Genomic DNA, 13,761 nt, shown 5'->3' on the forward strand with positions numbered 1-13,761 from the left:
ATCTCGTTCACTCACCGGCTCCCTTCGGCTCGGCGACGGCGGGGACGGCAGGCTTGTGCTCGGTCACCGAGACGTTGGCCAGCGTCTTGTCCACCGCGGGGTTGATCACGTCGAGGATCGGCTTGGGGAAGAAGCCGAGCGCGACGATCAGCGCGAGCAGCGGGACGATGACCCACTTCTCACGCCTGTCGAGGTCGGGCATGCCCTGCACCGTTTCGGCCGTGGGGCCGTTGGCCACCCGCTGGTACATCCACAGGATGTAAATGGCGGCCAGGACCACGCCCGAGGTGGCGATGATGGCGGGGACCACATAGCGCTCGTAGGTGCCGATCAGCACCATGAACTCGCTGACGAAGGTCGAAAGGCCCGGCAGGGACAGGCCGGACAGGCCCGCGACCAGGAAGGTGCCCGCCAGGATCGGCGCGACCTTCTGCACCCCTCCGTAGTCCTGAATGTGGTGCGAACCACGGCGGTAGATCAGGAATCCGGCGATCAGGAACAGCGCGCCGGTCGAGAAGCCGTGGTTGACCATGTAGAGCGTCGCGCCCGCGGCGGAGTTGGCCGTCATCGCGAACACACCCATGGCGATGAAGCCGAAGTGCGAGATCGAGGTGTAGGCGATGAGGCGCTTCATGTCGGTCTGGCCGATGGCCACGATGGCGCCGTAGACGATGCCGACGACCGACAACACGAGCACGAGCGGGGTGAAGAACTTGGCGGCGTCCGGGAACAGCTCCAGGCAGAAGCGGAGCATGCCGTAGGTGCCGACCTTGTCCAGCACACCCACCAGCAGGACCGCCGCGCCGGCCGGGGCCTGGGCCGCCGCGTCGGGCAGCCAGGTGTGGAACGGCCAGAGCGGAGCCTTGATGGCGAAGGCGATGAAGAAGCCGAGGAACAGCCACTTCTGCGTGTTCGGGTCGGAGATGGCCCCGATCAGCTCGGGGAACATGAACGTGCCCTTGTCCGCGATCACGTAGAGCGCGATCACGGCCACCAGCATCAGCAGGCCGCCGAACAGCGAGTAGAGCAGGAACTTGACCGCGGCGTAGGACCGCTGGGCTCCGCCGTACGACCCGATCATGAAGTACATCGGGATGAGCATGGCCTCGAAGAAGACGTAGAACAGGAACACGTCGGTGGCGGCGAAGACGCCGACCATCATGGCTTCGAGGAGGAGCAGCAGCGAGAAGTACGCCTTGACCGACCGCTTGGCGTTGGGCGCGTCGGCGTCGTGCCAGGAGGCGAGGACGACGATCGGCACCAGGATGGCCGAGAGGGCGATGAGCACCAGCGCGATGCCGTCGACGCCGACACCGAAGTTGACCCCGAAGCTCGGGATCCACGGGTAGGTCTCGACGAACTGGAACCTGTCTGAGCTGCCCGGCGAGAACTGCACGGCCATCACGATCGTGAGTGCGAGCACGATCAGTGAGACCGCCAGCGTGACCTGCTTGGCCAGCTTGTCGGCGCCCTTGGGGAGGAGGGCCACCCCCACCGCGCCCAGGACGGGCACGGCTATCAGGATCGAAAGCCAGGGCATCACATGGTCCCAACGTAGAGCAGGGCACCGACAACCACTGCGGCACCGAAGAGGATGGACATCGCATACGAGCGGACGAAGCCGTTCTGCAGGCGGCGCAACCGTCCCGATGTGCCGCCGATGCCGGCCGCGAGGCCGTTGACCAGGCCGTCCACGCCGCGGTTGTCGAAGAAGACCGCGATGCGGGTGAGCCACTGGCCGGGGCGCATGAAGAGCGACTCGTTGAGCGCGTCGCCGTAGAGGTCACGGCGGGCGAACGTGGTGAGGAACGAGCCGCGCGGGGCGACCTGGGGCACCTCGGCCCTGCCGTATTTGACCCAGGCCAGGGCCACGCCGGCGGCGACGAGGGCGAGGGTGACGAGACCCGGGGTGCTGTTCCAGTGGAACTCGAGCAGATCCTTCGGGCGGCCCACCGCGGGGGCCAGGAACAGCGTCAGGCGGTTGCTCAGGATGAGGAACGCACCGAGGAAGACCGAGCCGACGGACAGGATGATCAGCGGGATCGTCATGACGGCGGGCGACTCGTGCGGGTGGGCGTCCTCGGCCCAGCGGCGCTTGCCGAAGAAGGTCATGAACATCACGCGCGACATGTAGAAGCCCGTGATGCCGGCGCCGGCCACGGCGAGCCAGCCGAGCACCGGGTTCACGTGCATCGTGGCCTCGATGATGCCGTCCTTGGTGAAGTAGCCGGAGAGCAGCGGGAAGCCGATGATCGCGAGATAACCGGTGAGGAACGTGACCGCGGTGACCTTCATCACCGGCCACAGGCCACCGTATTTCCTCATGTCGACCTCGTCGTTCATGGCGTGCATGACCGATCCGGCGCCGAGGAACATGTTGGCCTTGAAGAAGCCGTGGGTGATGAGGTGGGCGATGGCGAAGGCGTAGCCGACCGGGCCGAGGCCCGCCGCCAGCATCATGTAGCCGATCTGCGACATCGTGGAGCCGGCCAGGGCCTTCTTGATGTCGTCCTTGGCGCAACCGATGATCGCACCGGCGAGCAGCGTGGCGACGCCGACGATGGTGACGACGAACTGCGCGGTCTCGGCGTGGAAGTAGATCGCGCCGGAGCGCACCACGAGGTAGACGCCGGCGGTGACCATGGTGGCGGCGTGGATGAGGGCCGAGACCGGGGTCGGGCCCTCCATCGCGTCGAGCAGCCACGACTGGAGCGGGAGCTGCGCCGACTTGCCGCACGCGCCGAGGAGCAGCAGCAGGCCGATGGCGGTGAGCACACCCTGGTCGGCCTGGCCCGCGACCTCGAAGACCGGGCCGTAGGCGACCGAGCCGAACGTGGTCCAGATGGTGAAGATGCCGATCGCGAGGCCGAAGTCGCCGACCCGGTTGACGATGAACGCCTTCTTGGCCGCGGTGGCGGCCGACGGCTTGTGCTGCCAGAAGCCGATCAGCAGGTAGGACGCCAGACCGACGCCTTCCCAGCCGATGTAGAGGCCGACGTAGTTGTCGGCGAGCACCAGCAGCAGCATGGCCGCGACGAACAGGTTCAGGTAGGCGAAGAAACGCCTCCTGTCCGGGTCGTGGGACATGTAGCCGATCGAATAGATGTGGATAAGAGATCCGACACCCGTGATCAGCAGCGCGAAGCAGATCGACAGCGGGTCGATCAGCAGCCCCATCTTGGCGAGGCCCGGGATGAAGTCGTAGAGCGGCACGGCCTGGCGGCGCTGATCCTCGGCGAGGCCGAGGATCTCGATGAAGGCCACGACGGCCACCACGAACGACGCCACGGACATCGCCACACCGAGCAGGTGTCCCCACCCGTTGGTACGGCGACCGCCCAGGAGGAGCACGACGGCACCGAGCAGGGGCAGCGCGATCATCAACCAGGAGACGCCGATGACACCACCGGTGTTCTGGATGATCTCAGCGGTTTCCACTGGCCACCCCTCAGTACTTCAGCAGGTTCGCGTCGTCGATAGACGCCGACCTGCGGGTTCGGAAGATCGTCACGATGATGGCCAGGCCGACCACGACCTCAGCCGCGGCCACGACCATCACGAAGAACGCGATGATCTGGCCGTCGAGGTTGCCGTGCTGACGGGCGAAGGTGACAAGGGCGAGATTGCAGGCGTTGAGCATCAGCTCGACGCACATGAAGGCCACGATCGCATTGCGTCGTATCAGCACGCCGACCGCGCCGATGGTGAACAGCAGCACGGAGAGGACCAGGTAGTGCGTGGTCACTTGCTCTCCTCCTCGACCGCTTGCCGGATGGCCTCGGCCAGTTTGGGGTCCTCGGGAAGGCGGTCTTCCTCGACGTCGTGCCGCGCGATGACCCGGTTGACCGACAGCTCGGACACCGAGCCGTCGGGCAGCAGCGCCGGCATGTCGACGGCGTTGTTGCGCGCGTAGGTGCCGGGGCCGGGCAGAGGCGACGGGTGGTCGCCGAGGAAGCGGGCTCGGGCCAGCACCTTCTGGGTGGGCTTGGGACGGGTGCGCTCCCGGTGGGCCAGCACCATGGCGGCCAGCGCGGCGGTGATCAGCAGCGCCGAGGCCACCTCGAAGGCGAACACGTGGCGCGTGAAGATCAGCTCGGCGATGGCGGGCACGTTGCCGCCGGCCTGGGCGGTGGCCTCGGTGAGGCCGGCCGAGGGCGACAACGCGATGTTGCCGACCGCCAGGGCGACCAGCGCGGCGAAGCCGAACCCGGCGATCATCGCCCAGAACCGCTGCCCCTTGATGGTCTCGACCAGGGAGTCTGAGGAGTCGACGCCCACCAGCATGAGCACGAACAGGAAGAGCATCATGACGGCGCCGGTGTAGACGATGATCTGCACCGCCGCCAGGAAGGGCGCGTCCTGCACGGCATAGAGCACGGCGAGCGAGAGCATCACCGCGCCCAGCATGAGCGCGGAGTAGACCGCCTTCCGGCTGAACACGAGGCCCAGCGCGGCGCTCACGGACACGACCGCGAGCACCCAGAATGTGATCGTCTCACCCATGCTCTCGTCCAAGCCGGTAGTAGTCCTCTTCGGTCTCCCCGAGGCGCATGGCGTGCGGAGGTTCCTCCATGCCGGGGCTGAGCGGGGCGAGGAGCATCTCCTTGGTGTAAATGAGCTGCTCTCGCCCGTAGTCGGCGAGCTCATACTCATTTGTCATGGTCAGCGCGCGGGTCGGGCACGCCTCGATGCACAGACCGCAGAGGATGCACCGCAGATAGTTGATCTGGTAGGTGCGGCCGTAGCGCTCACCGGGAGAGAACCGCTCCTCCTCGGTGTTGTCCGCGCCCTCGACGTAGATCGCGTCGGCGGGACAGGCCCAGGCGCACAGCTCGCAGCCGACGCACTTCTCCAGCCCGTCGGGCCACCGGTTGAGCTGGTGGCGCCCGTGGAAGCGCGGCGCGGTGGGGAGCTTCTCCTCGGGGTACTGCACCGTGACCGGCTTCTTGAACATGTGGTGAAAGGTGACGCCGAAGCCCTTGACGGGGTTCAGCCAATCAGTGAGTCCCACTGGGAACCTCCTTGCGCTGCACCCCGTGGTAGTGCGGCAGGTCGAGCGGCGGCACAGGGAAGCCACCGGCTTCGGGGGAGCTCCTCAGCTCCTCGTATTCCTGCGCGACCTCTGTCTCCTGCGCCCGCTTGCGGCGCTGCGCCACGATGTCGAAGCGCAGGTAGATCAGGAAGCATGCCAGCACCACGAAACCCAGCATGGTCAGAATCAGGGTTCGGTTGGCCTCGTCAAGGCGCACGGCGCGGAAGGTGGCGAAGAGCAGGATCCACCCGAGGTTGAGGGGGATCAGCACCTTCCAGCCGAAGGCCATGAGCTGGTCGTAACGCACACGCGGCAGCGAGGCCCGCACCCAGACGAAGAAGGAGAAGACGAGCACCATCTTGAGCAGGAACCAGAGCAACGGCCACCAGCCGGTGTTGGCCCCGTCCCAGAGCGAGATCGGCCACGGCGCGTGCCAGCCGCCGAAGAACAGCGTGATCGCCAGCGCGGAGACCGTGAACACGTTCACGTATTCGGCCAGCATGAACAGCGCGAACTTCAGCGACGAGGAGTATTCGGTGTGGAAGCCACCGACCAGCTCGCCCTCGCCCTCCGGCAGGTCGAACGGCACGCGGTTGGTCTCGCCCAGCATGCAGATCACGTAGATCAGGAAGGACGGGATGAGCTGGATCACGAACCACGAGGGCGTCGGGATGTCCAGCCCGAACAGCGTGAGCGTGCCGGTGCGCGACTGCGCCTCGACGATGCCCGAGGTCGACAGCGTGCCCGCGACCAGGAAGACGGCCACGAACGAGAGCGCCATCGCGATCTCGTAGGAGACCACCTGGGCCGCCGATCGCAGACCGCCGAGCATGGCGTAGGGCGAGCGGGAGGCCCAGCCGGCGAGGACGATGCCGTAGACGCCGATCGAGGCCAGCGCCAGCACCAGCAGCACGGCGACCGGCAGGTCGGTGAGCTGGAGCGGGGTCTCCACGCCGAACATCGAGACCATGGGCCCGAACGGCACGATCGAGAAGGCCAGGAAGGCCGGCACCGCGATGACCACCGGGGCCAGGAAGTAGATCACCTTATCGACGGTGTTGGGCGAGATGTCCTCTTTAAGGCCCATCTTCAGACCGTCGGCCAGCGTCTGCAAAAGGCCGAACTTGCCCGCGCGGTTGGGGCCGTAGCGGTGCTGCATGCGCGAGATGAGCTTGCGCTCGAACCACACGGCGAACAGCACCCCGAGCATCAGCATCACGAAGATCGCGACGGCCTTGATGATCGTGATCCAGATCGGATCCTTGCCGAAGTCGGCGAGGGTCGGGTAGTCCGGGCCCTCGGCGAGCGCCAGGAAGGTCTTCATCGGACTCACCGCTCCTCGTTCTCGTCGCCGCCCGCCGCCTGGCCGGCGGAGGGGCGGCCGATGGTGACGACGTCACCGGCCACCGCGCGCAGGTCGCGGGTGACCGAGCGGCCTGCGGAGTTGGACGGCACCCACACCACCCGGTCGGGCAGGTCGGCGACGCGGACCGGCAGGCTGATGGTGCCAGACTTCGTCGACACGTTCAGCGTGTCGCCGTCCACGACACCGGCCTCTGCCGCGGTGCTCTCCGACAGCAGCGCCTCGGCGGCGCGTGCGGTGCCCGCGAGGTAGGGCTCGCCGTCCTGGAGGCGGCCGTCGTCGAGCATGAGGTGCCAGGTGGCCAGCGTCGCCTGGCCGGCCAGCGGCGCGACCGCGGAGCCGCCTGAGACGCTCGGCGCGCCGGGGCGCGACCCGCGCCACACGCCGAGCGAGGCCAGCTCGCGGCGGGCCGACGCCGGGTCGGGCAGCCCGAGGTGCACGTCCATGTAGTCCGCGATGGCGGCGATCACCCGCAGGTCGCTCATCACGCCGGGGGCGTCGAGGGCGACCTCGAAGGTGCGGCCGCGCCCCTCCCAGTTGACGAACGTGCCGGCCTTCTCGGCGACCACGGCCACCGGCAGGACCACGTCGGCCCGGTCGGTGACGGCGCTGGCGCGCTGCTCCAGGCTCACCACGAACGGGGTGTTCTCCAGCGCCGTCAGCGCGGCCTGCGGGTCGGGCAGGTCGTAGGGGTCGACACCCGCCACGACGAGGGCGTCGAGCTCCGCGCGGAGCGCGGCGGCGAGGATGCCTGAGGTGTCGCGGCCCGGCGTCGCGGGCAGCGAGCCGACGTTCCACGCCTTGGCCACCTCGGCCCTGGCGTCCGCGTCGTTGACCGGGCGCCCGATCGGCAGAAGGTTCGGCAGTGCGCCGGCCTCGATCGCGCCGCGCTCACCCGCCCGGCGGGGCACCCAGGCGAGCTGGGCCCCGGTGGTGGCGGTGAGCCGCAGCACGGCGGACAACGCGCCGGGGACGGTGGCGAGGCGCTCGCCGGCGAGGACGATCGCGCCCTGCTTGCGCAGGGCCTCGGCCGCCGCGCCGGAGCCGGAGATCAGCTCGCCGATGGCCTCGGCCTCGGCGCCGGGGCGGGTGCGCAGAAGCGTGCCGCCCATCTTGTCCAGGCCCTTGGTGGCGTAGGGGGCGATGGAGTAGACGGCGAGACCGCGCTTCCGCCACGCCTTGCGCAGGCGCAGGAAGACCGCGGCCGACTCCTCTTCGGCCTCAAAACCCACGAGGAGTACGGCGGGAGCCTTCTCAAGCGCCGAGTAGGAGACCTCGATGCCCTTGCCCGCGACGGCGTGGGCGATGAACTCGGCCTCCTCGGCCGAGTGGGGCCGCGCCCGGAAGTCGATGTCGTTGGTGGCGAGGGCCACGCGGGCGAACTTCGAGTAGGCGTATGCCTCCTCGACCGTCGCCCGGCCGCCGACCAGCACGCCGGTGCGGCCGCGTGCCTTGGCGAGCCCGGCGGCGGCGACGGCGAGGGCCTCGGGCCAGGAGGCGGGCACCAGCCTGCCGTCCTCGTCGCGCACGAGGGGGCTCTTGAGGCGGTCGGGCTGCGTGGCGTAGGTGAACGCCCAGCGGCCCTTGTCGCAGTTCCACTCCTCGTTGACCTGGGGGTCGTCGCCGGCGAGGCGGCGGGTGACCTTGCCGCGCCTGTGGTCGGTGCGCAGGGCGCAGCCACCCGCGCAATGCTCACAGGCGCTCGGCGTGGAGACCAGGTCGAAGGGGCGGGCCCGGAAGCGGTAGGAGGCGCCGGTGAGCGCGCCGACCGGGCAGATCTGGATGGTGTTGCCGGAGAAGTAGGACTCGAACGGCTCCCCTTGAGCCGCGCCGACCTGCTCCTTGGCGCCGCGCTCGAAGAACTCGATGAACGGGTCGCCGGCGATCTCATCGGAGAAGCGGATGCATCGGGCGCACTGGATGCAGCGCTCACGGTCGAGCAGCACCTGGCTGGAGAGCGCGATGGGCTTCTCGAACGTGCGCTTGTTCTCCTCGAAGCGGCTCTCACCCTGGCCGTTGGACATGGCCTGGTTCTGCAGGGGGCACTCGCCGCCCTTGTCGCAGACCGGGCAGTCCAGCGGGTGGTTCATGAGCAGGAGCTCCATGACGCCGCGCTGAGCCTTGTCGGCCACCGGGGAGGTGAGCTGGGTCTGCACCACCATGCCCTCGGTGCACGTGATGGTGCAGGAGGCGGCCGGCTTGGGCATGCCCTCGATCGTGACGAGGCACTGGCGGCACGCCCCGACCGGGTCGAGCAGGGGGTGGTCGCAGAAGCGCGGGATCTGGATGCCCAGCAGCTCGGCGGCCCTGATGAGCAGGGTGCCCTTGGGCACCGAGACCTGGAAGCCGTCGATGGTGACGGTCACCAGGTCGACGGGCTGCTCGACCGGGCCCGCCGAGGTCGTCTGTACGGTCATGCGTCACCCCACAGAGTGGAAGCCGCGGGATCGAACGGGCAGCCGCCGATCTCGAAGTGTTTGAGGTATTCATCGCGGAAGTACTTCACCGACGAGTGGATGGGGCTCGTCGCGCCGTCGCCCAGGGCGCAGAAGGAGCGGCCCAGGATGTTGTCGGCGATGTCGGTGATCGTGGTCAGGTCCTCCTCGGTGCCCTGCCCCTTCTCCAGACGCTTGAGCACCTGCTTGAGCCAGTACGTCCCCTCACGGCAGGGGGTGCACTTGCCGCACGACTCGTGCGCGTAGAACTCCGTCCAGCGCAGGACGGCGCGGACCACGCAGGTCGTCTCGTCGAAGATCTGGAGTGCCCGGGTGCCGAGCATGGAGCCCTTCGCCCCGACCGACTCGAAGTCGAGGGGAACGTCTAGGTGCTCGTCGGTGAAGATGGGCGTCGAGGAGCCGCCCGGCGTCCAGAACTTCAGCCGGTGCCCGTCGCGCATGCCGCCCGACATGTCGAGCAGCTCACGCAGGGTGATGCCGAGGGGGGCCTCGAACTGCCCCGGCCGCTTCACGTGGCCGGACAACGAGAAGATGCCGTAACCCTTGGACTTCTCCGTGCCCATGCCGGCGAACCAGTCGGCGCCATTGTCGATGATCGAAGGAACACTGGCGATCGATTCGACGTTGTTGATAACAGTTGGGCACGCGTAAAGTCCTGCGACTGCAGGGAAGGGGGGCTTGAGGCGGGGTTGGCCACGATAGCCCTCGAGCGAGTCGAGCAGAGCCGTCTCCTCGCCGCAGATGTAGGCCCCGGCGCCGCTGTGCACGACGAGGTCGAGGTCGAAGCCCGTGCCGAAGATGTCCGTGCCGAGATAGCCCGCCTCGTAGGCCTCGCGCACCGCGGCGTGCAGCCGGCGGATGACGTGGAGCACCTCACCGCGCACGTAGATGAACGCCTGGTTGGCCCTGATGGCGAACGACGTGATGATGATGCCCTCGACGAGCGAGTGCGGGTTGGCCATCATGAGCGGGATGTCTTTGCAGGTGCCCGGCTCGGACTCGTCGGCGTTGACCACGAGGTAGTGCGGCTTGCCGTCGCCCTGCGGGATGAAGCCCCACTTGAGCCCGGTCGGGAAGCCGGCGCCGCCCCGGCCGCGCAGGCCGGAGTCCTTGACCGCCTGGATGATGGCGTCGGGGTCCATCGCCAGGGCCTTGCGCGCGGCGGTGTATTCGCCGTAGCCGCCGAGGGTGAAGGCGTCGGGCCGGTCCCAGTTCTCGGTGAGAACCGGCGTGAGCGTGGTCACTGGGTTTCCCCCTTCGCGGGCGCGGTCCAACCCCTGGCCTTGGCGATGCGGAGCCCCTCAAGCGAGGCTCCCGCGGCGGCGGGGCCGTCGCCGGCCAGGCCGTCGGGCAGGCCGGACAGGATGCGCGACGCCTCCTTGAAGGTGCAGAGCTTCTTCGGGCCCCTGGTCGGGTGCACTTCCTTGCCGTCGCGCAGGTCGTCCACGAGCTGCTTGGCGGAGGCGGGGGTCTGGTCGTCGAAGAACTCCCAGTTGACCATCATCACGGGGGCGAAGTCGCAGGCCGCGTTGCATTCGAGGCGCTCAAGCGAGATGCGGCCGTCGGAGGTGGTCTCGTCGTGGCCGACGCCGACGTGCTCCGACAGCTCGTCCCAGATCTGGTCGCCGCCCATGACCGCGCAGAGCGTGTTGATGCACACGCCGACGTGGTATTCGCCCATGGGCCTGCGCTTGTACATGGTGTAGAAGGTCGAGACGCCGACCACCTCGGCCTTGGAGAGCCCGAGCATCTCCGCGCAGAACTCCTGCCCCCTGTCGGTGACGTAGCCGTCCTCGGACTGCACCAGGTGGAGCAGGGGCAGCAGGGCCGACCGCGTCTTGGGGTAGCGGCCGATGATCTCCTTGGCGTCGCGTTCGAGGCGCTCGCGGACGTCCGGCGCGTAGCCGGCCGCCACGCTGCTCTCGTCACGCTTCGGGTTGACGCTCACCTGTCGACACCTCCCATGACCGGATCGATCGAGGCGACCGCCGAGATGACGTCGGCGATCATGCCGCCTTCGCAGGTCGCCGGCACGGCCTGCAGGTTCGTGAAGGACGGGTCGCGGAAGTGCACCCGGTAGGGGCGGGTGCCGCCGTCGCTGACCACGTGGGCGCCGAGTTCGCCGCGGGGCGACTCGATCCCGACGTAGGCCTGACCCGCGGGCACGCGGAACCCCTCGGTCACCAGCTTGAAGTGGTGGATGAGGGCTTCCATGGAGCTGCTCATGATGTGCGCGATGTGGTCGGGCGAGTTGCCGAGGCCGTCGGGGCCGAGCGCGAGCTGCGCGGGCCAGCCGATCTTCTTGTCCTCGATCATGACGGGCTTGCCCTTGAGCCCCGCTCCGGCCAGCCGGTCGAGGGCCTGCTGCACGATCTTGAGCGACTCCTCCATCTCGGCCACGCGCACGAGGTAGCGGCCGTAGACGTCACAGGAGGTGGCGGTCGGCACGTCGAAGTCGTAGGTCTCGTAGCCGCAGTAGGGCTGCGACTTGCGCAGGTCCCAGGGGAGCCCGGCGGCGCGCAGCATCGGCCCGGTGATCCCGAGGGCCATGCAGCCGGTGAGGTCGAGGTAGGCGATGTCCTTGGTGCGCGCCAGGTAGACCGGGTTGGCGTCGAGCAGCTTGCGCATCTCCTTGATGCGCTGTGGCATGATCTTGAGGAACTCGCCGATCTTGTCGACGGCCCCGGCGGGGAGGTCGACGCTCACGCCGCCCGGACGCACGTAGGCCATGTTCATGCGCAGGCCGGTGATGTACTCGAACAGGTCGAGGATCAGCTCACGCTCGCGGTTGCCGAACAGGAACGGAGTGGTCGCGCCAAGCTCCATGCCGAAGGTGCCGATCGCCATCAGGTGCGAGGAGATGCGGTTGAGCTCCATCATCAGCACGCGGATGGCCTGGGCGCGCTCGGGGATGCGGTCGGTGATCCCGAGCAGCTTCTCCACGGCCATGCAGTAGGCCGTCTCGTTGAAGATCGGCGAGAGGTAGTCCATGCGAGTGACGAACGTGACCCCCTGGGTCCACGTCCGGAACTCCATGTTCTTCTCGATGCCGGTGTGGAGGTAGCCGATCACCGTGCGGGCCTCGGTGACCGTCTCGCCGTCGAGCGTCAGCACCAGGCGGAGCACGCCGTGCGTGGAGGGGTGCTGCGGGCCCATGTTGATGACCAGGCGCTGGTCGGTGGCCCCGGCGAGCTCCTCGATGAGCTCGTTCCAATCCTGGCCGGAGACCGTGTAGACCGTGCCCTCGGTGGTCTCGTCGTATGTCGCGCTCACGCGTAAGACCTCCTCTGGTCGGGCGAGGGAATCTCGGCGCCGCGGTATTCGACCGGGATGCCGCCGAGCGGGTAGTCCTTGCGCTGGGGGTGCCCCTCCCAGTCGTCCGGCATCTCGATGCGGGTCAGCGCGGGGTGACCGTCGTAGACGATGCCGAAGAAGTCGTAGGCCTCCCGCTCGTGGTAGTCGTGCGTCGGGTAGACGCCGACCGTCGAGGGGATGTGCGGGTCTGCGTCGGGGCAGCTCACCTCGACCCGCACGCGGCGGTTGTGGGTGATCGAGCACAGGTGGATCACCGAGTGCAGCTCGGCGCCGGCGTCCTCGGGGTAGTGCACACCGGAGACGCCGAGCGACAGCTCGAAGCGGAGCGCCGGGTCGTCGCGCAGGTGCTTGGCCACCTCGACCAGCCGCTCACGCTTCACGTGGATCGTCATCTCGTCGCCCACGATCACGACCCGCTCGATCGCGTCGGCGTATTCCTCGCCGAAGACACGCTCGAGCCCGTCGGCGATGTCGTCGAAGTAACCGCCGTAGGGCCGGGGCGTGACCGGCCGGGGCGCACGCCGTACGACGAGGCCGCCGTAACCGGAGGTGTCGCCGGTGTCCGAGGCGCCGAACATGCCGGTGCGGACGACCGGCTCGCGCAGGACCTCGGGCTCGCGCGGGACCTCGGGGAGGTTGTCCTGCGTGCTCACTTGGCCGCCCCCTGGTCGATCAGCGGCAGCGCCCTGCGCGCCTGCAGCTCGAGCTCCTCGATCTGCTTGGCGCGGTGCGCGCCGAACTTGACGTTCTGGATCTTGTCGTGCAGCTTGACGATCGAGTCGATCAGCATCTCCGGCCGCGGCGGGCAGCCCGGAAGGTAGACGTCGACGGGCACGATGTGGTCGACGCCCTGCACGATGGCGTAGTTGTTGAACATGCCGCCACTGGACGCGCAGACGCCCATCGCGATGACCCACCTGGGCTCGGCCATCTGGTCGTAGATCTGGCGCAGCACCGGTGCCATCTTCTGCGACACACGGCCGGCCACGATCATCAGGTCGGCCTGGCGGGGGGACGCCGATGCGCGCTCCATGCCGAAGCGCGCGAGGTCGTGCTTGGGGCCGCCGGTGGCCATGAGTTCGATCGCGCAGCACGCGAGGCCGAAGGTCGCCGGCCAGACGGAGCTCTTACGCGCCCATCCGGCGACCTGCTCGACAGTGGTGAGGATGAACCCACTTGGGAGTTTCTCTTCGAGACCCATCTCTCTTCGCCTCTCAGTCCCAGTCCAGGCCCTTGCGACGCCACACATAGGCGTAGGCGACGAGGACGGTGACGATGAACAGCACCATTTCCACCAGCCCGAAGAGCCCGAGCTTGTCGAACGCGACGGCCCACGGGTAGAGGAAGATGATCTCGATGTCGAACACGATGAACAGCATCGCCGTGATCATGTACTTCAGCGGGAACCGCCCGCCGCCCACCGGTTGGGGAGTGGGGTCGATCCCGCATTCGTAGGCGTCGAGCTTCGCGCGGTTCCAGCGCTTGGGGCCGGTGAAGGGTGCGATCGACACCGAGAAGATCGCAAACCCGCCCGCGAGAACGGCGAGCACCAGGATGGGCACATAAAGCTCCATCGCTACGCGTCCTCTCCCATC

At 68.2% G+C, this 13,761-nt stretch carries 13 protein-coding genes; all 13 read right to left on the reverse strand.

What is annotated here, in order from left to right:
* Positions 1 to 7: 7 nt before the first annotated feature.
* Positions 8 to 1,540, reverse strand: coding sequence for an NADH-quinone oxidoreductase subunit M (locus tag Ssi02_RS18530; protein WP_204027067.1), 1,533 nt, complete (start codon positions 1,538 to 1,540; stop codon positions 8 to 10).
* Complete coding sequence (nuoL, locus tag Ssi02_RS18535) at positions 1,540 to 3,381, reverse strand: NADH-quinone oxidoreductase subunit L (RefSeq protein WP_204027227.1); 1,842 nt, start codon at positions 3,379 to 3,381, stop codon at positions 1,540 to 1,542. Before nuoL ends, Ssi02_RS18530 begins: the two co-directional genes overlap by 1 nt.
* A 67-nt stretch (positions 3,382 to 3,448) precedes the next feature.
* Positions 3,449 to 3,745: an NADH-quinone oxidoreductase subunit NuoK gene (gene nuoK / locus Ssi02_RS18540; RefSeq protein ID WP_204027068.1), complete on the reverse strand. Its 297-nt coding sequence runs from the start codon at positions 3,743 to 3,745 to the stop codon at positions 3,449 to 3,451.
* Complete coding sequence (locus tag Ssi02_RS18545) at positions 3,742 to 4,503, reverse strand: NADH-quinone oxidoreductase subunit J (RefSeq protein ID WP_204027069.1); 762 nt, start codon at positions 4,501 to 4,503, stop codon at positions 3,742 to 3,744. The genes nuoK and Ssi02_RS18545 overlap by 4 nt, the downstream gene beginning before the upstream one ends.
* Positions 4,496 to 5,011: an NADH-quinone oxidoreductase subunit NuoI gene (gene nuoI / locus Ssi02_RS18550; RefSeq protein WP_204027070.1), complete on the reverse strand. Its 516-nt coding sequence runs from the start codon at positions 5,009 to 5,011 to the stop codon at positions 4,496 to 4,498. Before nuoI ends, Ssi02_RS18545 begins: the two co-directional genes overlap by 8 nt.
* Positions 4,998 to 6,356 (reverse strand): NADH-quinone oxidoreductase subunit NuoH, encoded by a 1,359-nt coding sequence (gene nuoH, locus Ssi02_RS18555; protein ID WP_204027072.1) that lies wholly within the window; start codon positions 6,354 to 6,356, stop codon positions 4,998 to 5,000. The genes nuoI and nuoH overlap by 14 nt, the downstream gene beginning before the upstream one ends.
* Positions 6,357 to 6,361: 5 nt before the next feature.
* Positions 6,362 to 8,812 carry an NADH-quinone oxidoreductase subunit G gene (locus tag Ssi02_RS18560; RefSeq protein WP_204027074.1) on the reverse strand — a complete coding sequence of 817 codons (2,451 nt, stop codon included), beginning with the start codon at positions 8,810 to 8,812 and terminating at the stop codon, positions 6,362 to 6,364.
* On the reverse strand, positions 8,809 to 10,095 hold the full coding sequence (nuoF, locus tag Ssi02_RS18565; RefSeq protein ID WP_204027076.1) for an NADH-quinone oxidoreductase subunit NuoF: 1,287 nt from the start codon (positions 10,093 to 10,095) through the stop codon (positions 8,809 to 8,811). The genes Ssi02_RS18560 and nuoF overlap by 4 nt, the downstream gene beginning before the upstream one ends.
* Positions 10,092 to 10,799, reverse strand: a complete 708-nt coding sequence (gene nuoE, locus Ssi02_RS18570; RefSeq protein WP_204027078.1) for an NADH-quinone oxidoreductase subunit NuoE — start codon at positions 10,797 to 10,799, stop codon at positions 10,092 to 10,094. The genes nuoF and nuoE overlap by 4 nt, the downstream gene beginning before the upstream one ends.
* Positions 10,796 to 12,124 (reverse strand): NADH-quinone oxidoreductase subunit D, encoded by a 1,329-nt coding sequence (locus Ssi02_RS18575; protein WP_204027080.1) that lies wholly within the window; start codon positions 12,122 to 12,124, stop codon positions 10,796 to 10,798. Before Ssi02_RS18575 ends, nuoE begins: the two co-directional genes overlap by 4 nt.
* Positions 12,121 to 12,819 (reverse strand): NADH-quinone oxidoreductase subunit C, encoded by a 699-nt coding sequence (locus Ssi02_RS18580; RefSeq protein WP_204027082.1) that lies wholly within the window; start codon positions 12,817 to 12,819, stop codon positions 12,121 to 12,123. The genes Ssi02_RS18575 and Ssi02_RS18580 overlap by 4 nt, the downstream gene beginning before the upstream one ends.
* A complete protein-coding gene (locus Ssi02_RS18585; RefSeq protein ID WP_204027084.1) occupies positions 12,816 to 13,367 on the reverse strand; it encodes a NuoB/complex I 20 kDa subunit family protein in 552 nt (183 codons plus the stop codon). The genes Ssi02_RS18580 and Ssi02_RS18585 overlap by 4 nt, the downstream gene beginning before the upstream one ends.
* A 13-nt stretch (positions 13,368 to 13,380) precedes the next feature.
* Entirely contained in the window at positions 13,381 to 13,740 is a 360-nt protein-coding gene (locus Ssi02_RS18590; RefSeq protein ID WP_204027086.1) for an NADH-quinone oxidoreductase subunit A, read from the reverse strand.
* Positions 13,741 to 13,761: the final 21 nt, after the last annotated feature.

The sequence above is a fragment of the Sinosporangium siamense genome (assembly GCF_016863435.1).
GTDB classification, from domain to species: Bacteria; Actinomycetota; Actinomycetes; order Streptosporangiales; family Streptosporangiaceae; genus Sinosporangium; species Sinosporangium siamense.